32 protein-coding genes and 1 tRNA gene are annotated in these 26,625 nt (G+C 26.4%); 23 read left to right on the forward strand and 10 right to left on the reverse strand.

The features are described from left to right. Positions 1 to 87: 87 nt before the first annotated feature. On the reverse strand, positions 88 to 678 hold the full coding sequence (locus ACZ5CK_RS04615) for an isochorismatase family protein (RefSeq protein WP_464582727.1): 591 nt from the start codon (positions 676 to 678) through the stop codon (positions 88 to 90). A 196-nt stretch (positions 679 to 874) separates the two neighbouring features. Between ACZ5CK_RS04615 and ACZ5CK_RS04620 the strand changes: the two genes are divergently transcribed. From ACZ5CK_RS04620 to ACZ5CK_RS04680, 13 genes are all read left to right on the forward strand, one after another. Then, positions 875 to 2,023, forward strand: coding sequence for a pyridoxal-phosphate-dependent aminotransferase family protein (locus ACZ5CK_RS04620; RefSeq protein ID WP_464582728.1), 1,149 nt, complete (start codon positions 875 to 877; stop codon positions 2,021 to 2,023). Position 2,024: 1 nt separating this feature from the next. Continuing rightward, positions 2,025 to 2,954, forward strand: a complete 930-nt coding sequence (locus tag ACZ5CK_RS04625; RefSeq protein ID WP_464582729.1) for a D-2-hydroxyacid dehydrogenase — start codon at positions 2,025 to 2,027, stop codon at positions 2,952 to 2,954. Positions 2,955 to 3,035: 81 nt separating this feature from the next. Beyond that, positions 3,036 to 3,218 carry a ferredoxin gene (locus tag ACZ5CK_RS04630; protein WP_464582730.1) on the forward strand — a complete coding sequence of 61 codons (183 nt, stop codon included), beginning with the start codon at positions 3,036 to 3,038 and terminating at the stop codon, positions 3,216 to 3,218. Between the two features lie 171 nt (positions 3,219 to 3,389). Beyond that, positions 3,390 to 4,214 carry a septum site-determining protein MinD gene (gene minD / locus ACZ5CK_RS04635; RefSeq protein ID WP_464582731.1) on the forward strand — a complete coding sequence of 275 codons (825 nt, stop codon included), beginning with the start codon at positions 3,390 to 3,392 and terminating at the stop codon, positions 4,212 to 4,214. Positions 4,215 to 4,219: 5 nt separating this feature from the next. Beyond that, the gene (locus tag ACZ5CK_RS04640; RefSeq protein ID WP_464582732.1) at positions 4,220 to 4,510 is read left to right on the forward strand and encodes a hypothetical protein; all 291 of its coding nucleotides are present in this window, start codon (positions 4,220 to 4,222) and stop codon (positions 4,508 to 4,510) included. A gap of 14 nt (positions 4,511 to 4,524) precedes the next feature. Further along, positions 4,525 to 4,923, forward strand: coding sequence for a secondary thiamine-phosphate synthase enzyme YjbQ (locus tag ACZ5CK_RS04645; protein WP_464582733.1), 399 nt, complete (start codon positions 4,525 to 4,527; stop codon positions 4,921 to 4,923). A 72-nt stretch (positions 4,924 to 4,995) separates the two neighbouring features. Further along, on the forward strand, positions 4,996 to 6,273 hold the full coding sequence (locus ACZ5CK_RS04650) for a cyclic nucleotide-binding domain-containing protein (protein ID WP_464582734.1): 1,278 nt from the start codon (positions 4,996 to 4,998) through the stop codon (positions 6,271 to 6,273). A gap of 163 nt (positions 6,274 to 6,436) precedes the next feature. Next, positions 6,437 to 7,492: a lysylphosphatidylglycerol synthase transmembrane domain-containing protein gene (locus ACZ5CK_RS04655; RefSeq protein WP_464582735.1), complete on the forward strand. Its 1,056-nt coding sequence runs from the start codon at positions 6,437 to 6,439 to the stop codon at positions 7,490 to 7,492. 4 nt (positions 7,493 to 7,496) lie between these two features. Next, complete coding sequence (locus tag ACZ5CK_RS04660; RefSeq protein ID WP_464582736.1) at positions 7,497 to 8,402, forward strand: glycosyltransferase family 2 protein; 906 nt, start codon at positions 7,497 to 7,499, stop codon at positions 8,400 to 8,402. Then, complete coding sequence (gene glf / locus ACZ5CK_RS04665) at positions 8,399 to 9,508, forward strand: UDP-galactopyranose mutase (RefSeq protein WP_464582737.1); 1,110 nt, start codon at positions 8,399 to 8,401, stop codon at positions 9,506 to 9,508. Before ACZ5CK_RS04660 ends, glf begins: the two co-directional genes overlap by 4 nt. After that, a complete protein-coding gene (locus tag ACZ5CK_RS04670) occupies positions 9,509 to 10,669 on the forward strand; it encodes a glycosyltransferase (protein WP_464582738.1) in 1,161 nt (386 codons plus the stop codon). A 27-nt stretch (positions 10,670 to 10,696) separates the two neighbouring features. Then, positions 10,697 to 10,771, forward strand: a tRNA-Val gene (locus ACZ5CK_RS04675). 25 nt (positions 10,772 to 10,796) lie between these two features. Continuing rightward, positions 10,797 to 11,936 carry a glycosyltransferase family 2 protein gene (locus ACZ5CK_RS04680; RefSeq protein ID WP_464582739.1) on the forward strand — a complete coding sequence of 380 codons (1,140 nt, stop codon included), beginning with the start codon at positions 10,797 to 10,799 and terminating at the stop codon, positions 11,934 to 11,936. A gap of 30 nt (positions 11,937 to 11,966) precedes the next feature. Here ACZ5CK_RS04680 and ACZ5CK_RS04685 read toward each other — a convergent pair whose 3' ends face one another. The 8 genes from ACZ5CK_RS04685 to rpsF all read right to left on the reverse strand — a co-directional run bounded on the left by ACZ5CK_RS04685 (position 11,967) and on the right by rpsF (position 16,442). Further along, on the reverse strand, positions 11,967 to 12,479 hold the full coding sequence (locus ACZ5CK_RS04685; protein ID WP_464582740.1) for a hypothetical protein: 513 nt from the start codon (positions 12,477 to 12,479) through the stop codon (positions 11,967 to 11,969). 14 nt (positions 12,480 to 12,493) lie between these two features. Continuing rightward, positions 12,494 to 13,423: an SPFH domain-containing protein gene (locus tag ACZ5CK_RS04690; protein ID WP_464582741.1), complete on the reverse strand. Its 930-nt coding sequence runs from the start codon at positions 13,421 to 13,423 to the stop codon at positions 12,494 to 12,496. A gap of 12 nt (positions 13,424 to 13,435) precedes the next feature. Beyond that, on the reverse strand, positions 13,436 to 13,861 hold the full coding sequence (locus ACZ5CK_RS04695; RefSeq protein WP_464582742.1) for an NfeD family protein: 426 nt from the start codon (positions 13,859 to 13,861) through the stop codon (positions 13,436 to 13,438). A 16-nt stretch (positions 13,862 to 13,877) separates the two neighbouring features. Beyond that, on the reverse strand, positions 13,878 to 14,708 hold the full coding sequence (locus tag ACZ5CK_RS04700) for an MBL fold metallo-hydrolase (protein WP_464582743.1): 831 nt from the start codon (positions 14,706 to 14,708) through the stop codon (positions 13,878 to 13,880). A gap of 15 nt (positions 14,709 to 14,723) precedes the next feature. Beyond that, the gene (gene rplI, locus ACZ5CK_RS04705; RefSeq protein WP_464582744.1) at positions 14,724 to 15,173 is read right to left on the reverse strand and encodes a 50S ribosomal protein L9; all 450 of its coding nucleotides are present in this window, start codon (positions 15,171 to 15,173) and stop codon (positions 14,724 to 14,726) included. Positions 15,174 to 15,292: 119 nt separating this feature from the next. Continuing rightward, positions 15,293 to 15,523, reverse strand: a complete 231-nt coding sequence (gene rpsR, locus ACZ5CK_RS04710; RefSeq protein WP_464582745.1) for a 30S ribosomal protein S18 — start codon at positions 15,521 to 15,523, stop codon at positions 15,293 to 15,295. A 12-nt stretch (positions 15,524 to 15,535) separates the two neighbouring features. Continuing rightward, on the reverse strand, positions 15,536 to 16,042 hold the full coding sequence (locus ACZ5CK_RS04715; RefSeq protein WP_464582746.1) for a single-stranded DNA-binding protein: 507 nt from the start codon (positions 16,040 to 16,042) through the stop codon (positions 15,536 to 15,538). A 13-nt stretch (positions 16,043 to 16,055) separates the two neighbouring features. Then, entirely contained in the window at positions 16,056 to 16,442 is a 387-nt protein-coding gene (gene rpsF / locus ACZ5CK_RS04720) for a 30S ribosomal protein S6 (protein ID WP_464582747.1), read from the reverse strand. Positions 16,443 to 16,622: 180 nt separating this feature from the next. Between rpsF and ACZ5CK_RS04725 the strand changes: the two genes are divergently transcribed. From ACZ5CK_RS04725 to ACZ5CK_RS04745, 5 genes are all read left to right on the forward strand, one after another. Next, entirely contained in the window at positions 16,623 to 17,189 is a 567-nt protein-coding gene (locus ACZ5CK_RS04725) for a 3'-5' exonuclease (RefSeq protein WP_464582748.1), read from the forward strand. Position 17,190: 1 nt separating this feature from the next. Further along, a complete protein-coding gene (locus ACZ5CK_RS04730) occupies positions 17,191 to 18,471 on the forward strand; it encodes a PhoH family protein (RefSeq protein ID WP_464582749.1) in 1,281 nt (426 codons plus the stop codon). Positions 18,472 to 18,534: 63 nt separating this feature from the next. Continuing rightward, on the forward strand, positions 18,535 to 18,780 hold the full coding sequence (locus ACZ5CK_RS04735; protein ID WP_464582750.1) for a DUF4911 domain-containing protein: 246 nt from the start codon (positions 18,535 to 18,537) through the stop codon (positions 18,778 to 18,780). Continuing rightward, positions 18,755 to 19,816 (forward strand): YqeG family HAD IIIA-type phosphatase, encoded by a 1,062-nt coding sequence (locus ACZ5CK_RS04740; protein ID WP_464582751.1) that lies wholly within the window; start codon positions 18,755 to 18,757, stop codon positions 19,814 to 19,816. Before ACZ5CK_RS04735 ends, ACZ5CK_RS04740 begins: the two co-directional genes overlap by 26 nt. 10 nt (positions 19,817 to 19,826) lie before the next feature. Then, entirely contained in the window at positions 19,827 to 20,963 is a 1,137-nt protein-coding gene (locus tag ACZ5CK_RS04745) for a family 1 glycosylhydrolase (RefSeq protein ID WP_464582752.1), read from the forward strand. 207 nt (positions 20,964 to 21,170) lie between these two features. Here ACZ5CK_RS04745 and ACZ5CK_RS04750 read toward each other — a convergent pair whose 3' ends face one another. After that, entirely contained in the window at positions 21,171 to 21,683 is a 513-nt protein-coding gene (locus tag ACZ5CK_RS04750; RefSeq protein ID WP_464582753.1) for a ferritin, read from the reverse strand. Positions 21,684 to 22,023: 340 nt separating this feature from the next. On the opposite strand from ACZ5CK_RS04750, the gene ACZ5CK_RS04755 reads away from it, so the two are divergent. The 5 genes from ACZ5CK_RS04755 (at position 22,024) to ACZ5CK_RS04775 (ending at position 26,624) form a co-directional block, all read left to right on the forward strand. Beyond that, positions 22,024 to 22,800 (forward strand): transporter substrate-binding domain-containing protein, encoded by a 777-nt coding sequence (locus tag ACZ5CK_RS04755; protein WP_464582754.1) that lies wholly within the window; start codon positions 22,024 to 22,026, stop codon positions 22,798 to 22,800. 1 nt (position 22,801) lies between these two features. Further along, positions 22,802 to 23,542, forward strand: coding sequence for an amino acid ABC transporter permease (locus ACZ5CK_RS04760; RefSeq protein ID WP_464582755.1), 741 nt, complete (start codon positions 22,802 to 22,804; stop codon positions 23,540 to 23,542). After that, positions 23,539 to 24,234, forward strand: a complete 696-nt coding sequence (locus ACZ5CK_RS04765) for an amino acid ABC transporter ATP-binding protein (RefSeq protein WP_464582756.1) — start codon at positions 23,539 to 23,541, stop codon at positions 24,232 to 24,234. The genes ACZ5CK_RS04760 and ACZ5CK_RS04765 overlap by 4 nt, the downstream gene beginning before the upstream one ends. Positions 24,235 to 24,432: 198 nt before the next feature. After that, a complete protein-coding gene (locus ACZ5CK_RS04770; protein ID WP_464582757.1) occupies positions 24,433 to 25,206 on the forward strand; it encodes a transporter substrate-binding domain-containing protein in 774 nt (257 codons plus the stop codon). A gap of 302 nt (positions 25,207 to 25,508) precedes the next feature. Then, positions 25,509 to 26,624: a citrate/2-methylcitrate synthase gene (locus ACZ5CK_RS04775; protein WP_464582758.1), complete on the forward strand. Its 1,116-nt coding sequence runs from the start codon at positions 25,509 to 25,511 to the stop codon at positions 26,622 to 26,624. Position 26,625 lies beyond the last annotated feature (1 nt).

The raw sequence follows: 26,625 nt of genomic DNA on the forward strand, positions 1-26,625 counted from the left end.
ATAATACCACTTAACTTTAAAAAAGTCAAGTGGTATTTTAATTTTTAATAAGTTGTGATTAATATTTTTTAATAAAAAAAGTAAAAATTAAATAATTTTTACTTTATCAATTAAATTTTCTGATTCAAGAATTTCTTTTATACTTTTTCTGTTTACACTTCTTATGTATTCATCAATTACCAATATATCAAATCCTTTTTCTAAAGCGGTTTTTATTGTTTCTAACACGCAAACGTCACCGGCTAAACCTAAAATAATTAATTTTTTAATGTTGTGTTCATTTAAAATATTTTCTAAATTATTTTCTTTTTTTGTTTCAAAATCTTCATAAAACGCAGAATAGCTATCCGTGTTTTCAGTGGTCCCTTTTTTTACTATAAAGTCATATGTGTCAATAAATAATTTATTTCCGTGAGTGTTCTTTATGCAATGTGGTGGCCATATTTTAAAAGATTTATGATTTTTAGGATGATCATCTTTACTTGCAACAATTAGAAAATTATTTTCTTTTGCTTCGTTTAAAAATTCGTTTACAGAATTTATCCATTGTTCATCAGTTCCATTTACAGGTAATTCATTAGGACATCTTAAAGTAAAACCATTTTGACAGTCAACACATAATATAGCACTATTTTCTGATGAAAAACCAAGTTCATTTATCTTTTTTATTTTACTCATACTTCACCTCCAAAAATTTAAAAAGTATTATATAACAATTATACTATAAATATAGAATATAAGAAAAAAACAATTATAATGAAAAATATTTCATTATTCTAAAAAATTGCCTATTTTTTTAATTTTATGAGGTTTTAAAAAAAAGGTAAGTATGGTATAATCATGGATAGAAAAACTATTAAGGGAGGGTATTGATATGGCTAAAATGATTAGAAAAAATTATTTGTTGGCACCTGGACCAACTCCTGTTCCAATTGAATTGTTATTAGAAGGAGCAAAAGATACTATACATCATAGAACTCCACAATTTTTAGAAATTCAAAAAGTAGCTTTAGAAGGAGCACAATATATTTTTCAGACAAAAAATCCTGTTTTCATTTTATCTTCATCTGGAACTGGTGCAATGGAGGCTGCAGTAGCAAATACATTAAATCCTGGAGATAAAGCTATTGTTGTTGTAGCAGGTAAATTTGGTGAAAGATGGATGGAAATTTGTAAGGCTTATGGAATAGATCCTGTTGTTGTAGATTTAGAGTGGGGAGATTATGTAAGACCTGAGGCAATAAAAGAATTGTTAGAAAAACATCCTGATACTAAAGCAGTATTTACCACATTAAGCGAAACATCAACGGGCACAATACATCCAATAAAAGAAATTGCGGGTATAGTAAAAGATACAGATGCAATTATTGCTGTAGATGCTATCAGTGGTATGCTAGCTCAGCCTTTAAAAATGGATGAATGGAATTTAGATATAGTTATAACTGGTGTTCAAAAAGGCTTTATGATGCCTCCAGGTATTGCATTAATCGGTGTTAGCGATAAAGCATGGAAAGTTATTGAGGGAAATAAAAATCATCATTATTATTTTGATTTAAAAGCATATAAGAAGAAATTCCCTGATTCACCATATACTCCACCAGTAAATTTAGTTTACCAATTAGCAAAATCTGTTCAAATGATAGAAGAAGAAGGAATTGAAAATGTTTGGGAAAGGCATAGAATAATGGCTGATGCGACAAGAGCTGCTGTTAAAGCTATGGGACTTGAATTATTTGCAAAAAATCCTGGAAATGTATTAACTTCAGTAAAAGTTCCTGAAGGTGTTGACGGTGGAAAAATATTAAAATATTTAAGAGATGAAGAAGGTGTAACATTTGCTGGTGGTCAAGCACATTTAAAAGGTAAGATAATTAGAATTGCACATCTTGGATATATGTCTAAATATGATGTTATTGTTGGAATTAGCGCTTTGGAAATGGCATTAAAAAAGTTTGGATTTGAAGTGGAATTAGGGTCTGGAGTTAAAGCTGCACAAGAAGTGTTTATGAAGGAAGGTGTTTAATATGTGGATACATATTAACGATCCTTTAGCTGAGGAAGCTACGCAAAGATTAAAAGATGCATTACCAGAAGCAAAAATAACAATTGAACACTTTGAAAAAGAAGAATTAAAAGAAAAAGTTAAATATTTTGATGTGTTAGTAGTAAGAAGTGCAACAAAGGCAACAAGGGAAATAATAGAAAATGGTGAAAATCTAAAGTTGATTGCTAGAGCTGGTATGGGTTTAGATAATGTAGATTTAGAGGCTGCCAAAGAAAAAGGAATAAAAGTTATTAACACTCCAGGTGCTAATTCATTGTCTGTTGCTGAATTAGTAGTAGGATATATGTTATCTATTTACAGACATATTGTAACTGGAACCACTTCTTTAAGAGAAGGTAGATGGGAAAAGAAAAAATTAAAAGGTTTTGAGTTGACTGGAAAAACGTTAGGTATTGTTGGTTTTGGTCATATTGGTAAATTAGTTAGAAAATTAGTTAAAGGTTTTGATATGAAAGTGTTAGTATTTGATGTTTTTGAAATTCCTGAAGAAGTTCAAAAAGAACATAATGTAAAACAAGTATCTTTTGAAGAATTAATTAAAAATTCTGATATTATTACTTTACACGTTCCATTAAATGAAAAGACAAAACATTTGATTTCTGAAAAAGAATTTGAAATGATGAAGGATAATGTAGTTATAATTAATGCAGCTCGTGGAGGAGTTGTTGATGAAGAAGCTTTATTAAAATATTTAGAAAAAGGTAAAGTTTTGGGTGCTGGATTAGATGTATTTGAAACAGAACCACCAACATCTGAAATACAAATGAAATTATTAAATAACCCTATGGTTGTTGCTACGCCTCATATAGGTGCTACAACTAAAGAAGCCCAGAGGAGAGTCGGGTTAGAAATAGTGGATAAGATAGTTGAAATAGTAAAAAATATGTAATTTGTTAAATTCTTTTAATATATATAAACAATAATTGAGTTATAATATAATAGATTATTCTTTGAGATGGAGGTGTTTAGGGTGAAAGTATTTGTAGATCAAGATGCATGTATCGGTTGTGGTGTATGTGAAAATTTATGTCCAGACGTATTTAAAGTAAATGACGAAGGTAAAGCAGAAACATTGGTAGCAGAAACAGATTTACCTTGTGCACAAGATGCTGCAGATTCTTGTCCAACACAAGCAATTTCAGTAGAAGAATAATAACATTAAGGCTGATCTCACGATCAGCCTTTTTATTTAATTCGTTTATTTTAAATAAAAATTCACAAATTAATGCATAACTTCGATAATAAAGAAGTTATGCATTTTGATATTTTAAAAAAATGATGTATAATATGTAATGAATTTTAAATACAATCTGGAGGGGGCATTATGAAAAAAAGTAAAGTGATTGTTGTTACTTCGGGGAAAGGAGGAGTAGGAAAAACTACTATCTCTGCTAACATTGGTGTTTCGCTAGCGTTATTAGGATATGATGTTTGTTTGATTGATGCTGATATAGGATTAAAAAACCTTGACTTAGTTTTGGGATTAGAAAATAGGATAGTTTATACAATATTAGATGTTGTGAAAGGTGGAAAATCACCATTAGAAGCAGTTGTAAAACATAAGCAAATAAAAAAATTAAATTTATTAGCTTCATCACAAATTGCAAACAAAGATATGATTTCTCCTGAAGATATGAAAATGATTGTGAATGAGCTATCTAAACATTTTGATTATATTATTGTCGATTCTCCAGCTGGAATAGAAAGAGGTTTTAAAAATGCTATAGTCGCAGCACAACATGCGGTTGTAGTTACTACTCCAGAATTAACTGCAATTAGTGATGCTGATAGAGTAATAGGACTATTAGAAAATGAGAAATTTACTGAAGATAACATCTCCTTAATTGTTAATAGAGTAAAATTGCATATGATTAATAAAAATGAAATGCTTTCCCCTGAAGATATCAGATCAGGATTAGCAGTAGAATTATTAGGAGTAGTTCCAGATAGTGAAGAAATAATTATAGCTACTAATAAAGGTATTCCTGTCACATTAGAAGATAGTTCCAAAATTTCAAGTATTTTTATGAATATTGCACAGAGAATTTCGGGAAAAGAAAATCCTATTGAAAATGACTTTGCTCTTTTAAAAGATGATTCTAAAAAAGGTTTTATGGGATTCCTGCAAAAAATGTTTGGTGGCAGGTGATATTGATGGGTTGGTTCAATTTTGGAAAGAAAAAGGCAAGTAGAGATGTAGCATTAAAAAGAATGCAAAATTTAGTTGGTAATAGAAGAGAAAATATATCTAACGTTTCCTCGAAAAAAGGGGGAAATGTAGCGATTGCAGAGAGATATGATTTTAATATAAACGCTAATGAAGTTTCAAAAATCATGAAAGATTATTTTAGAAAAAAAGCTAAAGTAGATGGTAAAAATATTAAAGTCCATATTAGTAAAGATGAAAATGGTTATACAATAGTTACTAATGTTTTTTTTAGGTAATTAGAGGTGATTATATGTTAAAAGAATTTTTTATAAAAACTCATCAAAGAAGTGAATTTATAGATATAACTGATATTGTAAGGGGCTATGTCGTTAACAGTAAGGTTAAAAGTGGGATTTGTGTTATATATGTTCCACATACAACTGCTGGTATTACAATAAATGAAAATGCGGATCCTTCAGTAAAAAAAGATATGAATATATTTTTAAGTAATTTGATTCCAAAAGAACCATATTTTACTCATCTTGAAGGAAATTCTGATTCCCATATAAAATCAACTTTAGTTGGTCCTTCATTAACTTTGATAATAAATAACAATGATATTTTACTTGGAACTTGGCAAGGAATATATTTTTCTGAGTTTGATGGTCCGAGAAATAGAAAATTTTTTGTAAAAATAATTGCTGATTAAAGCGGGATTCCCGCTTTTTTTATATTGATTTTCTTTTTTCAACAGAGTATAATAAAATTGGGATGTGATAAAATGAAAGAAATTGTATATGCGCCAGACAGGATGCTTGTTAATGAAGGAGATTTAAATGATGAATTAATATTATTAAAGGAAGGGAAAGTAGAAACTTTCTCTAACTTTTGTGGATATTCTTCTGTTGAAATAAATGGTATTTTTGGCACTGAAATGATAATTCCTAACACTAAATCATTTGAATCTGTAAGAGTGGTAGAAAATAGTAGGGTAATACTTATTGAAAAAGAATTATCCGAAAAATTTCTATTATCAAATTCTAATCTGATAATACATCTAATAAAAAAGTATATACAAAAAATAATTTCTTTAAATAATAAAATTTTTGGTTCTTCTAATTTAATAAATTCAGAAAAAGAAAATATGATAGATAAGAATCTAACTAAAGAAGAATTATCGAAAAAATATATGAAAATAAATAGAAGAAAAATATTTAATCATATTAAAAGTCCTCAGATTCAACTTTATATAGATGCTAGAAAGTTATTTAATAAAGGGAAAATAAAAGAAGCATTAAATACATTTAAAAAAATTCAATATAATAATTTTGATATATATTTTCAAGCTGAAATAGAGATATGGAAATATTTATGTATGATTTTAATTTCTCCAGATAAAAAATATTATTTGGAGAAAACACTAAAAGAAAAATATCCATTTTTACATGAATTATTTTCATTTATGATTTTTGAAAGCATTATTACAAACACTCCATTAGCAAAGCCTTTAGTAACATATTTAAAAAGTGGATATTTAATTCCTGCAAATACCGTAATGTTTTATGAAGGGGAAGAAGGCGATTGGGCATTTATGATACTATCTGGAAATGTAAGAGTTTCAAAATTCGATAAATCAGAAGAAAAATTATTAGCTATATTATCTAATGAAGAAATAGTTGGTGAAATAGCATGTTTTAAAGAAATACAAAGAACAGCTACCGTTTTTACTTCAAATCCTTTGCAAATTATAATCATAGAAAAAAATAATTTAGATGAACTAGTAATGAATGATCCCAATTTTGGTATGAAAATAGTAAAAAACTTAATTAAAAGACTTGATTTTGAGAGATATTGGAATTCGCCATTATCTTTTGAAGAAAAATTAAACTTTATGATAAAAAAATATGGTAAAAATACGTTGAATAAGTCTCATTTAAGAATACAAGAAATAAAAGGTTTATTTAGAATATCAAATAAAAAAGATAATGAATTAATAGAGTATTTATTTAAATCAAATATAGCAACATTAAGAGCTGATGGGACATTAAAATTTATGTAGGAGGTAAAAATGAAAGTACTACTATTTTCTGAAGGAAAGAATTTATTCAAGAAATCTGGTATTTGGAATTTTTAAAATTCCAAATACAAGTTTTTTTGAAATAATATTAATTTTTTTTGTAATGCTTTTATTCAAAGACTTAGAATAGTATTGAGGTGATATTGTGTCTCAAATTGATACAACTTATATGAAGAAGAATAAAATCATAAAAAATTTAATTATAGTTTTAATTTTAGGAATGGTAATAAATATAATCTTTTCATTATACACTGATTTCGGGAAAATGTTGGATAATTTAAAAGAAGTAAAATTAAACTTTGTTTTAATTCCTTTTTTTATTTATATAGTTGTGTATATTATAGAATCTATTAGATTAAAAATTGTACTAAATGTTTTTAATTATAAAATTTCTTTTAAAGATTCTTTTTTTAATAATGTAATGGGATATTTTTTCAGTTTTTTAACACCCTTAGCTACTGGAGGACAGCCTTTTCAAATATATCATTTAAAAGCACTCAATATAAAGGCTCGGGAATCAAGTAGTATAATAATTTCAAGATTCGTGGAGAATATTATTTCAATTATAGCAATAGTTATGATTTTTTTGGGAAAAGTATTAAATATAGTATATACTACAAATCTCAATAGAAAGATCTTATTTTTAGGTTTGATAACTTCTTTATTTTTTGCATTTTTTTTTCTTATATTTTTAATGAGGCCAGATTATATTGGTAAATTTGCTAAAAAAATTGAAAATACAAAATTTATTTCCTTTTTAGAAAAAAAATTTAGAAAAAAAGATTTATCGGAAAAAATTAATAAATGGACAATGGAATTGAAAGATAGTGTATCTACATTATGGAAAAAAAATTTATACATAATGATTTTAGATATATTATTAGGAATGGTTGTTTTATTATTACAAGTATATTCAATGTATTTTATTTTTTATGAGATCATGAAAATACAAATGAATTTTTTTGAATTTTCTTTAATATATTTTCTTCTTCTTTTAGTTAGTTTTTATGTTCCAACACCTGGAGCAAGTGGTGGTATTGAAAGTGTGTTTATTTTAGTTTTTCTTGATTTCTTTAGTAGTAAATCATTAATAGTATTATCTGTTTTTTTATGGAGAATATCAACATATTATCTTCAAATATTATTTCAATTTATTATATTTATTTTGTATTTTAAGGAATATACTAATGGAGGTAAATAACATTATGTCGAAAAAAATTGCTGGACTTATAGTAACTTATAACAGAAAAGAATTATTAAAAGAAACAATAAATGCTATATTAAACCAAACATTAAAAGTAAATAAATTATTTATTGTAAATAATGCTAGTACAGATGGGACAAAAGAAATTTTAGAGGAGTATGAAAAAAAATATAATGAAATAGAAGTAATAAATCTCGAAGAAAATTTAGGTGGTGCTGGTGGATTTAACTATGGAATTCATTATATTTATGATACATTCGAATATGATTGGATATGGTTAATGGATGATGATGCTCTTCCAGCTAAAAATGCATTAGAAACACTTTTCACGTATTATGACAATCTTCCGAAAAAAAAGCAAAATAAAATAGGAGTTTTACAAAATAAAAGAGTATTAGATAGGAAATGGTTTGATGAAAATAATGGTAAATATTTTCCATTAAAAGTAAAGAAAAGATGGGCAGGAACATTTGTAGGATACTTAATAAAAACTGAAGTTGTTGGAAGAATAGGCTTTCCTGAAAAAGAGTTCTTTATTTATTCTGACGATGTAGAATATACATTTAGGGTAAGAAAAATGGGTTATAAAACATTAACAGTGTTTGGAAGCTATATTTATCATCCTACTTGGACGACCCAATTAGATTATATATTTAAAAAGAAAGAAATAAAAATACCGGGTTGGAAAATATATTACGTATTTAGAAATCCATTTTTATTATATAGAAATAATGAAATAATGAAGTTTTTTTTAAAATTATATTTTAAATTTGACGCTTTAATGTGGAAGAGAATAGATGCATCATTATACCCTTTTGCTTTAAAAGGATTAAAAGATGGATTAAATGGAATAGGTGGCAAAGTAATTAAGCCAGGTCAAAAGAATATAAATGAGGTGAAAAAATGAAATATGATATATTAATAGTAGGAGCTGGATTAGCTGGTGCAACGTCTGCTAGAATATTAGCAGAACAAGGTAAAAAAGTGTTAGTAGTAGAAAAACATAAACACGTTGCTGGCCATTGCCATGACTATAAAGATGAAAATGGAATAACTGTTCATACATATGGCCCTCATATATTCCATACAAAAAATAAAAGAGTATGGAATTTTGTAAATAATTTTACAGAATTTCATTACTATCAGCATAAAGTATTAAGTTATGCAGAAGGGAAGTTAATACCGTTTCCTATTAACAGAGATACATTAAAAGAAGTATTTGGAATTGGGTTAGGAACTCATGAAGTAAAAGAATTTTTAGAAAATGAGGTAAAAAAATCGAAATTTAATAATCCACCAAAAAATTTTAGAGATGCGGTAGTATCTCAAGTTGGAGAAAGATTATATGAAATGTTTTTCAAAAATTATACAATAAAACAATGGGAAAGAGATCCAGAGGAATTATCAGCAGAAGTAGCAAAAAGAATACCTGTTAGAGAAAATAGAGATGATAGGTATTTCTCTGATCAATATCAAGGAATACCAAAATATGGATATACAAAAATGGTAGAAAATATGTTGGATCATGAAAATATATCAATATTATTAGGAGCAGATTATTTTGAAATAAAAGATATGGTAAAACCAGAATTAACAATATATACAGGAGAGTTAGATAGATTTTTTGATTATAAATATGGGAGATTAGAATATAGATCATTAGAATTAGAACTAAAAACATACGATACAGAATATTATCAACCAGTAGCGACAGTAAATTATCCAAATGATTATGATTGGACAAGAATTACAGAATTTAAACATTTTTTGAATGAAAAATCAAATAAAACTACAGTTTGTTTTGAATATCCAAAAGCAGAAGGAGAACCATATTATATAGTAATGACAGAAGATAATATGAAAAAAAGAGAACAATACATGAATGAAGTAAAAAAACTAGAAGAAAGTGGAAAATATATATTTGTTGGAAGACTTGCAGAATATAAATATTATAATATGGATCAAGTTATTGAGGCTGCAATTAATAAAATAGTTCAAAGAGGGGATAAATAAATGAATATAGGAATATTTTCAGATGTTTATTTTCCTCAAAAAAATGGCGTTTCAACTGCTGTAAAACTATATAAAGAAGAAATGGAAAAATTGGGTCATAATGTATATTTGTTTGTTCCTAAATATTCTAAAAACTATAAAAGAACAGAGAAAAACGTTTTTGAATTTCCAGCAATTAAATTTTTATTTGAGAAAGAGCAAAGAATTGCTTTGCCTGTTCCAACAGATATATTTAAGATAAGAGAATTAAATCTTGATATAATACATTCTCAAGATCCATTTTCAATGGGGATATTTGCAGAATTTATGTCAAAATTATTAAAGGTAAAACATGTTGGAACTCATCATACTATGTATGAATATTATAGAAATTATTTGCCTTTAATTATAAGACCGACATTAAAACAAACTCAAAGATTGATAAAAAATTGGTGTTTAAGATTAGACAAGGTTATTTCACCAACAAAAAATATTAAAGATTTATTAGTTAGTTATGGTGTTCCTGATGAACATATAGAAGTTATTCCTACAGGTATTGATATTAATAAATTTAATGAACCAATTGAATGGAATATTAAAAAAGAATATGATATTTCTCCTGAAGAAAAAATATTATTGTTTGTAGGCAGATTAGGTCCTGAAAAAAATATTGATTTTTTAATTAAAGTATTTCATAAAGTATATCATGAAGAAAAAAATGTAAAACTTGTTATTGTAGGTGATGGTGTAGAAAGGGATAAACTAGAAGAAATTGTAATTAATTTTGATTTGCATGAAAAAGTAATTTTTACTGGAGGACAAGCTAGGGAAAAAGTATTAGATGCGTATAAGCAAGCAGATTTATTTATATTTGCGTCATATACGGAAACCCAAGGTTTGGTTGTTTTAGAATCGATGGCTGCAGGTACTCCTGTGGTGGCATTAGGTAAAATGGGAGTATATGATCTCTTGAATCACGAAAATGCTGGTGGAATAATGCTTAAAGAGTTAAATGAAGATGATTTTGCACATGAAATATTAAGAGTTTTAAGAGATAAAGAATTATATAATAAATTATCTGAAAATGCCATAAATTTTGTAAAAGAAAATTATTCTATAGAAGTTTCTGTAAAGAAAATTCTGGAAGTTTATAAAAAATTAATAGATATTGACAAAAAATGAGATTTATGATAAAATAATCCAGGTAGTGGGTGCTTAGCTCAGTGGGAGAGCGCTTCCTTGACGCGGAAGAGGTCGCAGGTTCGATCCCTGCAGCACCCACCATTTTTATTAATAAGGAGTTTAAAATATGGAGGTCTTATTTTTTTCTATAATTTTTTCAATGATATTTCAATTATCCGGAAAGTATTTTAATCTTTATAAAACCATATTAAAAAGGAAAAATATACAAAAAAATTGCAATGAAAATTTGAAAATTTCTATTATAATTCCTACTTATAATGAAGAAAGTGTAATAGAAAAAAGTATTAATACTATTCAAAAAAGCACATATAAAAATTTTGAAATTATAGTAATTGATGATAATTCAACAGATAAAACGTTTGAAATATTAAAAAAATTAGAAAAAAAATATGATAATTTAAAAATATTAAAAAAGCAGAATGAGCGGGGAAAAGCTCAATCTCTTAATGAAGCAATAGTTTACACAAAAGGGGATATTATATTATTTTTAGATGCAGATACATTAATTGAAGAGAATTTTTTAGAAGAACATATAAAATATTTTTATAATGCTAAAATAAATATGATATATGTAGATTTTGAAGCATATAATTATAAAGAAAAATTGATTTATGATTATCAAGAAATATATTTTGAGTTTAGTAGAAATATTCTATATTCAAATATATTTTCTAAAGTTGTTTTTATGGGGAATGGAGTATTCATTAGAAAAAAAACTCTTGAAAAAGTATTGCCTTTAGATAACACCACATTGGTAGACGATGTTCATTTAGCTATTAAATTAAATCAAGAAAAAATAAATCAAATTTTTATTATATACCCTAAAACAAAAATACAATATACTACAAATTTTAAAGATCTTTTTTTTCAACACAAAAGATGGTATTTAGGTGGAATTGAAGAACTAATAAAAGCTATGAAATATAAAGATTTTGATATAATTTTTATTAATTTAATCATTTTTACTATTTTAATTTTTCCTATAATATCTTTTATTATTATGCTAATTGATTTAAAAATAGGAATAGATTTTTTTAAATATTATATAAGCATAGTGTGGGGATTAAATATGGGTTCTGCGATATTGATAGGTCTAAAAAATGGAAAATTTCTGAAACTGTTAATAAATATTTTTATAACAACCCCAATAATGCTGATTTTTGAATATTCAATATTAGTAACAGCTTTCTTTAATTTAAATAAAAAAGAAAAAAAATGGTATAAAGTGAAAAGAGAAAAAATATAGCGACCAAAAATTAAATTTGGCCGCTATTTATCATATTCGGGATAATTTACCAAAATTTGAAGACTTAACAATTCCAGCTATAAATAAAAATATAAAAATATACATAAATTCATTAAAGTTATTTTCTAAATCTATCCATAAAGGGATTTTATTATATAATAATATTATTGCGATAGAAAAAGCAAAACCTTCAGAACCCCTTAAAAGAATTCTTTTCATTAAGAACTTATAAAAATATGATTCTCTGGTATATCCAAATGAGAGTATCATCGATCTAAATCTGCTATCAAACTTATCTCTAGCAGTTTTAAATGTTCTAACATAAAATATGATTAGAGAAATAAACAGTAAAAAATTAGATAACTTTAAATATTCAATGCTCAGCATTTTTAAGAATAAAATCAATATCATAAAATTATATACATTCATTAATTCATAGATAAAAGGGAATTTTTTATTTGTAATAATATAATATTCTGCGATGAAAAATGCTAAAAAAGCTGCAATAAAACACTCAAATAAAATATACCACAAATAATGCATTAAATATTCTCCCTTCAATTATTTTTTTCTGTTTTCTCCTCTTCGGAGCTTTCTTTAAAAGTTTTTGCTTCAAACATAGTGGTAATAGATCCTAAAACTCCCATGATATCATAAGGAATAAACATTTTACTGGATTTTCCATTTGACATTTCTTTTAATGTTTCTAAATATTTTATTTTAATCAAATCCTTAGTAGGATTACCTTTGTGAATAGCATTAAAAACATTCACAATTGCTTCGGCTTGACCCTTTGCTTCGACTTCGTATTTATACTTCTGTGCTTCGGCAACTCTTTTCACAGATTCAGCTTGACCTTCAGCTTTTAAAATTGCGGATCTCTTATCACCTTCAGCTCTTAAAATCGCAGCTTGTTTATATCCTTCAGCTTCTAAAACAGCAGCTCTTTTCATTCTTTCGGCTTTCATTTGTTTACTCATAGCTTCCATGATATCTGTTGGAGGATCTATTTTTTTAATTTCAACTCTTGTAACTTTAACTCCCCATTTATCAGTAGCTTCATCTAAAACTTCTCTTAACCTTGTGTTAATCATTTCTCTAGAAGTTAATGTTTGATCAAGTTCCAATTCACCAATAACATTTCTTAAATTTGTTTGAGCTAATTTTATTGCAGCAACTTCAAAATTATTGACATTATAAATAACTCTGAAAGCTTCAGTAACTTCATAATAAATAACAGCGTCAACAGTAACGATAACATTATCTTTAGTTATAACTTCTTGAGGTGGTACATCTATTACCCTTTCTCTCATATCTACTTTGATCATTCTATCTATAAATGGAAAAATAAACTGTAGACCAGGTTGAGCCTCTCTATGAAACTTACCTAACCTTTCAATTAAACCTTTTTCATAAGGTCTAATAATCTTTAAGCTAGTAGCTGCTAATATAATAATAAAAACACCAATAATTGTAAATAAACCCATAAAATCCCCTCCCTATATCAGTTTTTTTACATACAATACGTTTGACTCTCTATCTATAACAATAATCTTATCTCCTTTTTCTATTTTGTCTTCTGATTTGGCAGTCCATTCCTCACTCATAACTTTCACTGTACCTATATTATTTTCGTTAAAATCTTTTAATGCCATTCCTTCTTTTCCGATTAATTCGTCTAAATGAAAATTTTTGTTTTGTAGAGGTTTTAACCACCCTTTTACAATTTTTCTGGAAAAAATCCATAAAATTGTTGATACTATTATAAAGGTAGTTGATGTAAAAACTTTATTAGAGATAAATATAGCCAATATAGCAGTAATAAATCCACTTAATCCAAACCAAAAGAAAAAGAAGGTAGGAGTGATAATTTCTAAAATCATAAAAATGATCCCCAAAACTAACCAAAATTGCCATTCTGGCATAAAAACTCCCCCTTTGTTATATTTCTGCTAATTCTTCCGGGTGAACAATATAAATATCAATATTTTTAAATTCTTCTGCTAATTCTTTTTTTGCTTTTTTAATTAGTTTATTGTATCTACTAGAAACATGATATAATATAACTCTTTTAGGTGTTATTTGATTCAAAAGTTTTCTTATTTCATTTAATGAAGTATGATTTCTTAATTTTCTATCTGATTCTTTTATAAAAGTACATTCATGAATTAACGTATCAGAATCTTCTATAATATCTGGAGAAACGGGTAAAGAATCTCCACTAATAGTAATAATTTTTTTTATATATTCTTCTAAAACTTTATCTTTACCAACTTTTGATATAATATCTTTTATTTCATTACCATTCAAGTTTTTAAAATCATCTCGTAGCCTTTTTCTTTTTTCTAATATTTGAAAGCCTAAAGATTTTTCACCAGGAGTGTGACGTGTTTTAAAAGCTCTAATAAATCTATTGTTTTTTAAATTAATTATATCCTCATGTTCTATACCCTTATAAATTAAATTAAATCTTAGATATCTGTTCATATTTGATATAAAATTTAAATATTCTTCAATGTTTTTTGAATTTTTAGGATAATAGATTTCTAAATTTTTTTCTCGACTTCCCATTGCATTATTTCTAGTATTTATAAAACCCCAAAGTCCAGCAATATGATCAACATGAGAGTGAGTTATAAATATTTTTTCAATACCATAAATTTTATTTCCCAAAGTAGCACTTATTCCTTCACCCACATCAAAAAGAATCCTATCAGGTTTATAATATATCCATGTAGTATATAAAGCTTTTGAACGAATTATAAATTCCAAAATATTCACCATCCATTATTCAAGAGGCTCAACTCTTAATTTAATATCTCCTTTGATACCTTCAGGAAGCTTTACAGTTAAGGTATATAATCCTATTTCTTTTATATTGACTTTTTCAGCAAACCAACGTTTATCAAAATCAATATTAGTACTTTCTTTAATGACTTTTGCAATATCGTTTGCAGTAATTGATCCAAATAATTTTCCATTGGCACCACTTTTTATTTTAATTTTATAAACTCTTTCTTGCAATTGGTTAAGAAGTTTTTCCATTTTTTCTTTTCTTCGTTGCTTTACTTCTGATTTTACTTCTTGAATTTTTTTAACGTGTTTAATTTCTCCTTCTTTTGCTTCAATTGCTAAACCTCTTGGTATTAGATAGTTTCTTCCATAACCGTCAGAAACTTTAACTATTTCTCCTTTTTTTCCAACTTTTGCAACATCTTTTAAAAGCATAACTTTCATATTCTCGACCTCCATAATTAGTTATCTTAATTTTATATTTTAAGTATACCATAATAATTTTAAAAATTAACTTATAAATATTAAAGTAATAAAAAAAGGAGGCATAAGCCTCCTTTGAATTATTCGCTTACAAAAGGTAATAAAGCCATTTGTCTTGCTCTTTTAATAGCAGTTTTAACCATTCTTTGGTGTTTAGAACAATTTCCATTTAATCTTTTTGGTATAATTTTTCCTTTTTCGTTTATATAATCTTTTAATAAATCAACATTTTTATAATCAATATATTCAACTTTCATTGAACATAGTTTACATTTTTTAACTCTTCTTGTTGGTCTTCTGTTATATGCCATAAAATTCACCTCCTAGAAATTTGGTGGAGTATCATCATCTGGATTTTCATCATCAATTGGGAAAAATTGTGGAAAATCATCATTTGAAAAATCATCCAGATCATCTGATACTTCATTAATACTCGGTTCAATAACTTCTATATTTGAATTATTTTCAAAATTATCTGTTATATATGCATCTCTACTTGATTTTGATTCCATAAACTGAATACTTGTAGCTGAAACTTCTGCACGTTCTTTGTAATTATTATTTTGATCTCTCCAACTATTAATTCTTAAAGCACCTTCAACAAGTATTAAAACGCCTTTTTTAAGATAATTTTCAGCAAACTCAGCCTTTTTTCCGAAAACAACTATTCTAATAAAATCTGTTTTTTGACCATTATAATCATTGTTCCAGTTTGGTCTATCTACGGCCAAAGTGAAATTAGCAACCTTATCTCCAGATGTTGTCATCCTAACTTCAGGATCTCTTGTCAATCTACCAACTAAAATAACTCTATTGAATGAATAACTCATAATTTCATCCCTATCATTCTTCAGTGTTTACGGGTTCTTCTACAACAACTTCTTGATTTTCGGCAGTTTTCTTTTCTTTATTTTTTTCAGCTTTTTCTAAATCTTCTCTTCTAAAAACTTGCCATCTGAAAGTGTTTTGGCTATTAATTCTGAATAATCCATCTAATAAATTAACCTTATCAGGGTCTGCTTTAAAGATACCCCATGTGTAATCTCCTTCAGTATAACCTTGATGAGTTCTGTATGCTAATTTTTTCATGCCCCATCTTTCCCAATGTTGGATTTCTCCACCAACTTTTTCATCAACCCAGCTTTTTACTTTTTCTACTTCGCTGTTTCTTGCTTCTTCAGATAATTCTGGTGAAACAATAAACATAACTTCATAAATCCTCTTTTTCATACTACACCTCCTCGGACATTTTTGGCCCTTATTAAGAGCGGAATTTCACTGTATTATTATACCAAAAAAAATTCATAATAAAAAGTTTTTAACATAATGTTATTCAAATTAATAACTTTTTGAAACTGAAATTGCATGTTTTAAAAAATTATGCTATACTAATTATAGGAGGTATATATGATGTTTAAAATAGATACACAAGTTTTTGTTTCTTTTGATTTGGAAACTACGGGCTTAAAACCAGATTTAGGAGATAGAATAATTGAAATTGCAGCAATTCCAATATTTAATGGAAAAATAAAAAGAAAGTATGAATTTCACACATTAATTAATCCTAAAATTAAAATTCCGGTGGAAGGATCACAATTTCACAAACTAAACAATAACGATATAGAAAATGCACCAACAATATTAGAGATTTTTCCAAAATTCAAAGAATATATTTCAAATACAATTCTTGTTTCACATAATGCAAAAATGGATATGAAATTTCTAGATGTAGCAGCAAAAGAGAGTGGTATATTGCCAATGGATAATTATTATATAGATACTTTAGAAATGGCAAAAGCTTTATTAGAAAAAGGGCCATATTCTTTAGAATATTTATCAAAAAAATTTAATATATACGTCGGAAAATCTCATAGAGCATATGAAGATGCATTAATGACAGCTAAATTATTTTTAATTTTTATGAATAGGTTTGGTTTAAGAAGTTTAGGTGATTTCATAAAAAAATGGAGGGGATAGTATGATTAAAAATTTTGTTCTTGATACAAATGTTTTAATTCATGATCCAAAAGCCGTTTTTAATTTTCAGGACAATAATGTAATAATTCCGTTTCCTGTTATTGAGGAGATAGATAATCTGAAGACTCGTGGAGAAAGAACAGGTGCAGCTGCTCGTGAAGTTAATAGAATACTAGATAATCTAAGAAAAAAAGGTAATTTAAGAAGAGGAATAAAATTAGAGAATGGTGGTATCTTGCGAATTATGATATTAGAAGCAAATGGAATAAAAATACCCCAATATTTAGGAAGAAAAATGGATGATTGGATTTTGCTATATGCTTTGCATTTAAAAAAAGAAAGTAAAAATCCGACTTTTCTTGTTACTAAAGACTTGAATTTAAGAATAAAAGCTGAAGCAGCTGGAATAACTGCACAAGATTATTTAACAGATAGGGTTGAATATGAAAATTATTTTCCGGGTTTCTTTGATTTAAAAACAGATAAAAAGTTAATTGAAAAGGAAAAAATTAATTTTAATATGCTTAATTTAGAGAAAGAACCTTCACCTAATACATATTTTGATTTAAATGATGGAAATTATTATAGGTATTCAAAAAAAGAAAAATCATTAGTTAAATTAGATGTATCTTATTTTACAGAAGTTTTTGGCATTAATCCTAGAAACAGAGAACAAATATTTGCATTTGATGCATTATTAAATGATGAAATACCACTTGTTACTCTTGTAGGGAGTGCAGGAACCGGAAAAACATTATTAGCATTAGCAGTTGGGCTGAATAAAGTATTGGAAGAAAAAAAATATAAAAAATTATTAGTATCTAAACCAGTAGTTCCGGTTGGTAAAGATATAGGATTTTTGCCAGGGTCAATAGCTGAAAAAATGAAACCGTGGTTACAACCTATTTATGATAACTTGGAATATTTATTTCAAGGAAAAGGGAAAAAACCAGATGAATATTTGGAAAAAAGAGAAATTTTAGAAATAGAAGTTTTATCTTATATTAGAGGGAGATCAATTCCGGAACAATATATGATAATAGATGAAGCTCAAAATTTAACTCCACATGAAATAAAAACGATAATTACAAGAGTTGGCGAAAATACAAAAATAATATTAACTGGAGATCCATTTCAAATAGATAATCCTTATTTGGGTTTTTCATCAAATGGACTAACATATGTTTCAACAAAATTTAAAGATTCAGAATTGTCTGCGCATGTATATCTTCTTAAAGGTGAAAGATCAGAATTAGCGACTAAAGCTGCTGAACTTTTGTAAAAAATATTTAAGAAATATAATGTAAAATATATTAAAAATACTTTTGTTAGGAAGGGTGATTTGATGCAACAAGAAATATTAGAATATGATGTATATGTAAAAGTAAGAAGAAAGGATATTCATCTCATAACGTATTTATTGGAATCAGTTGATAATTTGATGAATGTAAGAAATGTTATTGAAAATAACCTAATGAAAATAATATGTCCAAAAGATACATTAGACGATTCATTGAAGTTAATAAACTCATTAAAAGAAGTGACTGATTTGGAGGTAGTAAAGGTTGAGCCAAACAATGGCGAGGTCTAGAAAAAATTATTATAAGTATATTCCAATTCCATATGAATATCATTCTACTATATTTGATATTAATTATGAAAAATTAAAAAAGTTAGGATTTACTACTATTTTATTTGATTATGATTTTACTTTAGCACCTTGGAAGCAGCAAATAGATGAAAGAACTGTTAATTTATTTAATAAACTTATTGATATGGGATTTAAAATAGCGGTTGTATCTAATGGCCCTGAAAAGAGAATTAATAATGTAAAAGAGAAAACTAATGGTAAAGTAAAAATTTATTGGAAGATGAAAAAACCACTGTCTAAAAAGTTAAAAAAAGTGTTAAAAGATACCAATTCTACACCAGAAAAAACAGTTTTAATTGGAGATCTATTTTTTACTGATATCTTAGTAGGTAATAAAAATAATTTATATACAATTTTAGTTAATCCATACACCTATGAAATTGATGCTTTTTATAAAAAAACAGTTGCATTAATATCAAAAATTACTTATTTTATCTTTTTTTATACATTAGGTTGGTTTTTTAGAGTAATGGATCTAGCAGTACCGAATGAATTTGTAGATTCTGTATTTGATATAGATTATGAAAAATTAAAAAATAATGGTTATAAATTACTAATATTTGATTTTGATAATACTTTAACAACATGGCGAACAGAAAAATTACCTAATAAAGTATTAGAACTTTTTGAAAATTTATCAAAAGATTTCAAAATAATGATAGCATCAAATGGTAAGGAATATAGATTTGATTCTGTAAAAAAACAATTGAAAAAGTATGATATTAAGGTTATGGGGTACTCATTAAAACCTTTTGCCTTTAGAATAAAAAAAAGAATTAAAGAGTTTGGAATTAAATCATCACATATTGCGTTAATAGGTGATCAATTATTTACAGATATAATTGCTGGTAATAAAAGTGGTTTTTATACAATTAAAGTAAATCCAATATCAAAAAAAGAAAGAGTATTTACAAAATTTTTAAGATTATTGGAAAAAATTAGTATAAAAACAATGAGAGAAAAGCCTAAGTTTTAGGGGGAATATTATGGAAAAAAATATAACATTTCCAGAAGGTTTTTATTGGGGGGGGACATTTTCATCTTATCAAATAGAAAAAGTAAATAATAAAACTAATTGGGATGTTTGGCAGAGTAAAGGACACATAAAAGATGGATCTAATCTATCATTTTTGGATGGGAAAAATGTTAATTTATTTAATGAGATTATTAACTTATCTAAAGAATTAAAATTTAATTCTTTATCTTTTTCTATTGAATGGGCTAAAGTATATCCAGAATTAAATTTTATTAATTATAAAAAATTAGAAAGTTATAAGAGATTTATATTATTTTTGAAAAAAAATAATATAGAACCTATAATAATATTAAATTATTATACCGTTCCAATATGGTTTGAAGAAAAAGGAGGATTCTTTAAAGAAGAAAATATTACCTTTTTTTTAGAGTTTTTAAATACTATATTAGATTATATAGGAGATATTGTAGATTATTATATAACATTTTTTGAACCTGATAAATATATATATAAAATTGTAGAAGAAAAAACTTTTCCTAAACCAGAAAATATGAAAATAGATTTCAAAAAATATATAGAATTAATTTACACAATACATAAAGAATCATATGTTGAAATAAAAAAAAGAAATAAATACGCTAAAGTGTCATTAACAAAAAATATTTCATATGATGGAATTGAAATAAATAAATATAATCTTTTAAAATATTTAGATTTTATATCTTTTTCATATGATGGAAACTATGATTTTGATTCTTCTAAACCAGTACAAAAAGATGATATTGGTAAAAATATTAATCCTGATGAAATATTAAATTATTTATTTAAGATAAAACATTATGATAAACCAGTTTTAATATTATCTACTGGAATAGCAGATGAAAATGATATATATAGATCAACATTTCTAATAAAAACACTAACGAATATTCATAAGGCTTTAGAAAAAAGCATTAAAATTTTTGGTTTTCATCATAAAACAATATTTGATCTTTTTGAATGGGAAAATGGATTTTCTGCAAAATATGGATTATATGAATTTGATTATGAAAATTTAAAAAAGCATATTAGATCTAGCGGGAAAATTTATTCTAACATTATTAAAAATAATGGTATACCATCCTATTTAGAAAAATATACACAATAATAAAAACACTTATTAAAACACAGATGTTTCTATTACAAATTGTAGATAAACTTAATTTAAACACAAAGTATTTTTATTTATAATATTTAATTATTCGCGAAGCGAAAGTTTGGGGAGTTAAAGTATTTATTCATATTATTTTTATAAAATGTTTTATAAATAGCCTAAATAAAAGCATCTGTTAAACACAGATGCTTTTATTAATTTTTACTCTTTTGTTGTTGGTTCGTTAAAAACTCTTGATGCCAATTCTCTATCGATCATAAATAGAGCATTTGGATTGTCTTTTATTAATTCGAGTTTATGTATAATTTCTTCATCGTTAGCTTCTTCTTCTACTTGTTCATCAATATACCATTGTAAGAAATTAAATGTTGCTCTATCTTTTTCTTTTTCTGCGATATCAATTAAATCATTTATACATTTAGTAATATGCCTTTCATGTTCTAAAGTAGCTTTGAAAACTTCTAAAGGCGAATTCCACTCTTTTTGTGGTTCCGCTATAGCATAAAGCTTAATACTACCACCTCTTGATAGTAAATAATCATACATTTTCATAGCATGAAAAGTTTCTTCTTGATATTGGACTTTCATCCAATTTGCAAATCCTTTTAAACCCTTTTCTTCAAAATAAGCAGCCATTGATAAATACAAATAAGCAGAGAACATTTCTTCATTTATTTGCTTATTTAAAGCTTCTTCCATAACTTTTGATATCATTAAAGCACCCCCTTGTAATTTTTACTCTATTGAAATTATATCATTTTTAATCGATAAAAACAAATTTACCAAATGATTAATAAAATATTAAATTTAAGAAATACGTTGACATGGAAAAATATTTATGTTATAATAAGAAAAAAATTCTGGAGGAGAAATTATGAAAAAGAATTATTTATCAATTATTAATAATATTAACTCAAATATAATATTAAGACATCATTCAAGGTGTGGCCTCAGGCTGACACCTTGAGTGTTCGTTCTTACTCAAGGAATCCTAAGGCCACACTTAAAAAAGTGTGGCCTTTTTTTATTAAAATTTTATTAGGAGGTAGATATTATGAAAAAGTTATTGGTTGTATTGATTATGGTTGTTTCTGTTGTTGTCATTTTTGGTGGTAAAATTGAGGAAATTCAAAAACGTGGAGTATTATTAGTTGGTCAAGATCCAGCATATGCACCATTTTATGGTGTAAATACTAAAGGTGAAAGAATAGGTTATGAGGTTGATTTAGCTAAAATGATGGCAGAAGTTTTAGGTGTTAAATTAAAATTTGTTATTACAAATTGGGATGGCATAATACCTGCATTATTAGCTGATAAATTTGATTTTGTTTTAGCTGGTATGACAATAACTCCTGAAAGAGCTATAAAAGTTAATTTTTCAACGGCTTATTATGAAACTGGACAAACAATATTTTACAATACGCAGAAATATCCTAATGGTATCACTATAGAAGAACTCAAAAAAATGGGTAAAAATGCTAAAATATCTGTTCAATTAGGAACTACTGGTGAATTTGCTGCAAGAAAATTTTTTCCTGAAGCACAGGTATTGACTTTTGAAACAGTAGATGCTGCAGCATATCAAATAATAACTAAAAAAGCAGATGTCTTGGTTTTTGATGAATTATATTATGGATCAATTTCCAAAAAATACTCATCAATAAAAACTATTGGAAAACTATTGAACAAAGAAAAATTAGGTATAGCTGTAAAAAAAGAAAATTTGGATTTATTATTATGGATAAATACATTTATAGAATGTAAAAAAACAGATGGAACATTAGATCAATTAAAACAAAAATGGATGGTAGATTACGATTGGGGTGAATAAGTTGAACAGAAATTACATACAAAAATTCATAGCTTATGCTCTATTAATAGTTATTTTAGCTGTTTTTTATATTGAAATGTCAAAAACATATCCATTTAATTGGCAAAAAGTCCCTTTTAAATATATGAGTCTGTATTTAAACGGTTTTTATATGACTTTAAAAATATCAGTATTTTCAATATTTTTTGCAATGATTATAGGAATCGTCTTTGGCGTTATGAAAACATCTAAGTATGAAATTTTAAAAGAATTTGCGAATACATATACAACAATTTTTAGGAATATACCATTATTAGTCATTATATTAATTATTTATTATGGAATAGGATCAATGATAGAAATAAGCGCAATGGTTGGTGCAATAATATCATTATCTTTGTTTGAAGGAGCATATGTATCTGAAATTATTCGAGGTGGTATAGAAGCTGTATCTAAGGGGCAAGTAGAAGCAGCAAAAACTATAGGATTAAATACATTTTATCTATATACAGATGTGTTATTACCGCAAGCTTTTAGAACAACATTACCAGCATTAACAGGACAATTTATTAGTTTAGTAAAAGATAGTTCTCTTGCATCTGTAATAGCATTACAGGAATTGACTATGGTAGGAAGACAGATTGCCACCTCTTCCTTTGCTTCATTTGAATCATATATTACAGTAGCGGCATTTTATTTTACAATAACTGCATTATTGCAATTATTAGGAAAATATTTTGAGAGGAGGTTTGCGATAGTATGATTGAAATAAAAGATTTAGAAAAAAGTTTTGGAAAGCTTGAAGTTTTAAAGGGAGTAAATCTTAAAGTTGTAAAAGGAGAAGTATTAGTAATAATGGGACCATCTGGGTCTGGTAAATCAACATTATTAAGATGTATAGCTGGTTTAGAAGAGTACCAAAAAGGAATAATTGCTTTAGAAGAAAAAAATATTTATGATTATTCAAGAAAAACTTTGGTTCAAAAAATAGGATTTGTTTTTCAACAACATAATCTTTTTCCGCATTTAAAAATAATCGATAACATATCTTTGGGTTTAATTAGAACAAAAAAAATAAAAAAAGATAAAGCATATGAAAAAGCTTTAGAGGTTTTAGATAAAGTTCATTTAAGAGATAAAGCATATAATTATCCATCACAGCTATCTGGTGGGCAACAACAAAGAGCAGGAATTGCAAGAGCATTAGCTATGGATCCAGAAATTATTTTATTTGATGAACCAACTTCTGCATTAGATCCCAGTTTAGTATATGAAGTAAAAGAGACAATGGTTGAATTATCTGAAATGGGAAAAACAATGATTGTAGTTACACATGAAGTTGATTTTGCTAAAAAAGCAGGAGACAGAATAATATTTATGAAAGACGGAAAAATCTTAGAAAATATGGATCCAGAGACTTTTTTTAAAACAGAATTAAAATATGAAATAGCGTAGGTGAATAGCATGAAAATAATTAACATATTTTTCTTTTTTGTATATACATTATATTATTTAATGATAAATTTATTACATCATCATATGAGGTGTGGTCTTAGACTTACACCTTGAGTTTTCATGCTCAAGGAAACTAAGGCCACACTAGTATTTTTAGTGTGGTCTTTTTTTATTAAAATTTATTAGGAGGTAGATATTATGAAAAAGTTATTAGTTGTATTGATTATGATTGTTTCTGTTGTTGTTATTTTTGGCGGTAAAATTGAAGAAATTCAAAAACGTGGAGTTTTATTAATTGGACAAGATCCAGCATATGCACCATTTTACGCTATTGATGAAAAAGGAAATAGAATAGGTCATGATGTTGAGTTGGCAAATTTAATAGGAGAACTATTAGGAGTTAAAGTAAAATTTGTTATTACAAATTGGGATGGTATAATACCAGCTTTAATGAGCAATAAATTTGACATAATTCTCGCTGCTATGACTATAACACCTGAAAGAGCGTTGAAAGTGAATTTTACTGATTCATACTATCAAACAGGACAAGCGTTAATGTATAATTCTAAAAAATACCCTAATGGTCTTACAATAAATGATATAAAAAATATGGGAAAGAAGGCTAAAATAGCTGTTCAATTAGGTTCAACAGGAGAAATAGCAGCAAGAAAAAATTTTCAGAATGCTCAAATATTGACTTTTGAAACAGTGGATGCAGCAGCATATCAAATAATAACTAAAAAAGCAGATGCTATGGTTTTTGATGATCTTTACTATGGTACCTTAGTAAAAAAATATAATTTGATAAAAATGGTTCAACAATTACTAACTAAAGAAAATTTGGGTATTGCAGTAAAAAAAAGCGATTTGGATTTATTATTATGGTTAAATACGGTAATAGAATGTTTAAAAACAGATGGTACATTAGAACAGTTAAAGCAAAAATGGATGATTGACTATGATTGGAAATAATTTCCGCTATTTTACAAAAATATTACCATAATATTTTTGTAATAAAAAACTTGACATTTAATAATTTTTATGCTAAAATAACTTAAAGTTTAAGTGATTTTATGGAGGAAGATATTATGAAAATATACAATACATTTTTAAATTTAAATAATACATTAAATAATCAACCCGAACCCAAGGTGTGGCCTTTGCGGCACCTTAAGTTCGGTATATAGTTTATTTATTATTATATACCTAAGGTGATAAATCAAAGGCCACACTTTTAAGTGTGGCCTTTTTTATATTTAAGAGGAGGTGAAACTATGGATGTGGACTTTGATGTAAAACATGGACTCGAAGGAGTTGCAGTTGCTATTAGCTCTATATCTTATGTTGATGGTAAAAAAGGTGAATTGGTTTATAGAGGATTTAGTATTGAAGACTTGATTAAAAATTCTAATTTTGAAGAAACAGCATATTTGATTTGGTTTGGTTCTTTGCCGAATGAAAATGAATTAGATTTTATAGTTTCTATGTTATCTAAAAAAAGAGAATTACCAGAAAAGATAATTAATATTATGAGGTTATTTCCTAAAAATTCACATCCTATGGAAGTTTTAAGAAGTGTAGTTTCAATATTAGGGATGTATTCTGGAGAAAATAATTCTACGCTAGAAGATGCTATTAATTTAACTGCAAAAATACCAACAGTAATAGCTTATTGGTATAGAATAAAAAATAATATGCCAATTATTCATCCGAGAGAAGATTTGAAACATTCAGAAAATTTTTTATATATGATGTTTGGAGAAATATCTCAATATTCTGAATTATTTGATAAAACATTAATATTACACGCTGAACAAGGTATGAATGCTTCTACATTCGCATCAACTGTCACAGCTTCAACATTAACAGATACATATTCAATAATTACTACTGCAATTGGTACTTTAAAAGGTCCATTACACGGTGGTGCAAATGAAAGAGTATTGAAAATGTTTGAAGAAATAAAATCTGTAGATAATGTTGAATCATATATTAATGCTTTAATAGAAAATAAAAATAAGATTATGGGATTTGGTCATAGAATATATAAAACATATGATCCTAGAGCAAAAGTATTGAAAGAATGGATTAAAGAATTATTCTTAAAAGAAAATGTTGAATATTTTGAAATAGCTTTAAAGGTAGAAGAGTATGTATTAAAAAAATTTGAAAATAGAAAAATATATCCTAATGTAGATTTTTATTCTGGCATTTTATATAACTTTTTTAATATTCCTAAAGAATTTTTTACAACAATTTTTGCAATGGCAAGAATTATAGGTTGGACAGCTCATTCTATGGAATATTGTAAAAATAATAGAATTTTCAGACCTCGATCTATTTATAATGGTCCTAAAAATTTTAAATATAAAGAATATAAAAGGAGTTGAT

This window comes from Marinitoga okinawensis (assembly GCF_055387075.1).

Bases quoted from the DNA above. Each gene is read 5' to 3' on its own strand.
- ACZ5CK_RS04615 (WP_464582727.1), bottom strand. From the start codon at position 678: ATGAGTAAAATAAAAAAGATAAATGAACTTGGTTTTTCATCAGAAAAT.
- ACZ5CK_RS04620 (WP_464582728.1), top strand. From the start codon at position 875: ATGGCTAAAATGATTAGAAAAAATTATTTGTTGGCACCTGGACCAACT.
- ACZ5CK_RS04625 (WP_464582729.1), top strand. From the start codon at position 2,025: ATGTGGATACATATTAACGATCCTTTAGCTGAGGAAGCTACGCAAAGA.
- minD (WP_464582731.1), top strand. From the start codon at position 3,390: ATGAAAAAAAGTAAAGTGATTGTTGTTACTTCGGGGAAAGGAGGAGTA.
- ACZ5CK_RS04640 (WP_464582732.1), top strand. From the start codon at position 4,220: ATGGGTTGGTTCAATTTTGGAAAGAAAAAGGCAAGTAGAGATGTAGCA.
- ACZ5CK_RS04645 (WP_464582733.1), top strand. From the start codon at position 4,525: ATGTTAAAAGAATTTTTTATAAAAACTCATCAAAGAAGTGAATTTATA.
- ACZ5CK_RS04650 (WP_464582734.1), top strand. From the start codon at position 4,996: ATGAAAGAAATTGTATATGCGCCAGACAGGATGCTTGTTAATGAAGGA.
- ACZ5CK_RS04660 (WP_464582736.1), top strand. From the start codon at position 7,497: ATGTCGAAAAAAATTGCTGGACTTATAGTAACTTATAACAGAAAAGAA.
- glf (WP_464582737.1), top strand. From the start codon at position 8,399: ATGAAATATGATATATTAATAGTAGGAGCTGGATTAGCTGGTGCAACG.
- ACZ5CK_RS04670 (WP_464582738.1), top strand. From the start codon at position 9,509: ATGAATATAGGAATATTTTCAGATGTTTATTTTCCTCAAAAAAATGGC.
- ACZ5CK_RS04680 (WP_464582739.1), top strand. From the start codon at position 10,797: ATGGAGGTCTTATTTTTTTCTATAATTTTTTCAATGATATTTCAATTA.
- ACZ5CK_RS04685 (WP_464582740.1), bottom strand. From the start codon at position 12,479: ATGCATTATTTGTGGTATATTTTATTTGAGTGTTTTATTGCAGCTTTT.
- ACZ5CK_RS04690 (WP_464582741.1), bottom strand. From the start codon at position 13,423: ATGGGTTTATTTACAATTATTGGTGTTTTTATTATTATATTAGCAGCT.
- ACZ5CK_RS04695 (WP_464582742.1), bottom strand. From the start codon at position 13,861: ATGCCAGAATGGCAATTTTGGTTAGTTTTGGGGATCATTTTTATGATT.
- rplI (WP_464582744.1), bottom strand. From the start codon at position 15,173: ATGAAAGTTATGCTTTTAAAAGATGTTGCAAAAGTTGGAAAAAAAGGA.
- rpsR (WP_464582745.1), bottom strand. From the start codon at position 15,523: ATGGCATATAACAGAAGACCAACAAGAAGAGTTAAAAAATGTAAACTA.
- ACZ5CK_RS04715 (WP_464582746.1), bottom strand. From the start codon at position 16,042: ATGAGTTATTCATTCAATAGAGTTATTTTAGTTGGTAGATTGACAAGA.
- rpsF (WP_464582747.1), bottom strand. From the start codon at position 16,442: ATGAAAAAGAGGATTTATGAAGTTATGTTTATTGTTTCACCAGAATTA.
- ACZ5CK_RS04725 (WP_464582748.1), top strand. From the start codon at position 16,623: ATGTTTAAAATAGATACACAAGTTTTTGTTTCTTTTGATTTGGAAACT.
- ACZ5CK_RS04730 (WP_464582749.1), top strand. From the start codon at position 17,191: ATGATTAAAAATTTTGTTCTTGATACAAATGTTTTAATTCATGATCCA.
- ACZ5CK_RS04735 (WP_464582750.1), top strand. From the start codon at position 18,535: ATGCAACAAGAAATATTAGAATATGATGTATATGTAAAAGTAAGAAGA.
- ACZ5CK_RS04745 (WP_464582752.1), top strand. From the start codon at position 19,827: ATGGAAAAAAATATAACATTTCCAGAAGGTTTTTATTGGGGGGGGACA.
- ACZ5CK_RS04750 (WP_464582753.1), bottom strand. From the start codon at position 21,683: ATGATATCAAAAGTTATGGAAGAAGCTTTAAATAAGCAAATAAATGAA.
- ACZ5CK_RS04755 (WP_464582754.1), top strand. From the start codon at position 22,024: ATGAAAAAGTTATTGGTTGTATTGATTATGGTTGTTTCTGTTGTTGTC.
- ACZ5CK_RS04765 (WP_464582756.1), top strand. From the start codon at position 23,539: ATGATTGAAATAAAAGATTTAGAAAAAAGTTTTGGAAAGCTTGAAGTT.
- ACZ5CK_RS04770 (WP_464582757.1), top strand. From the start codon at position 24,433: ATGAAAAAGTTATTAGTTGTATTGATTATGATTGTTTCTGTTGTTGTT.
- ACZ5CK_RS04775 (WP_464582758.1), top strand. From the start codon at position 25,509: ATGGATGTGGACTTTGATGTAAAACATGGACTCGAAGGAGTTGCAGTT.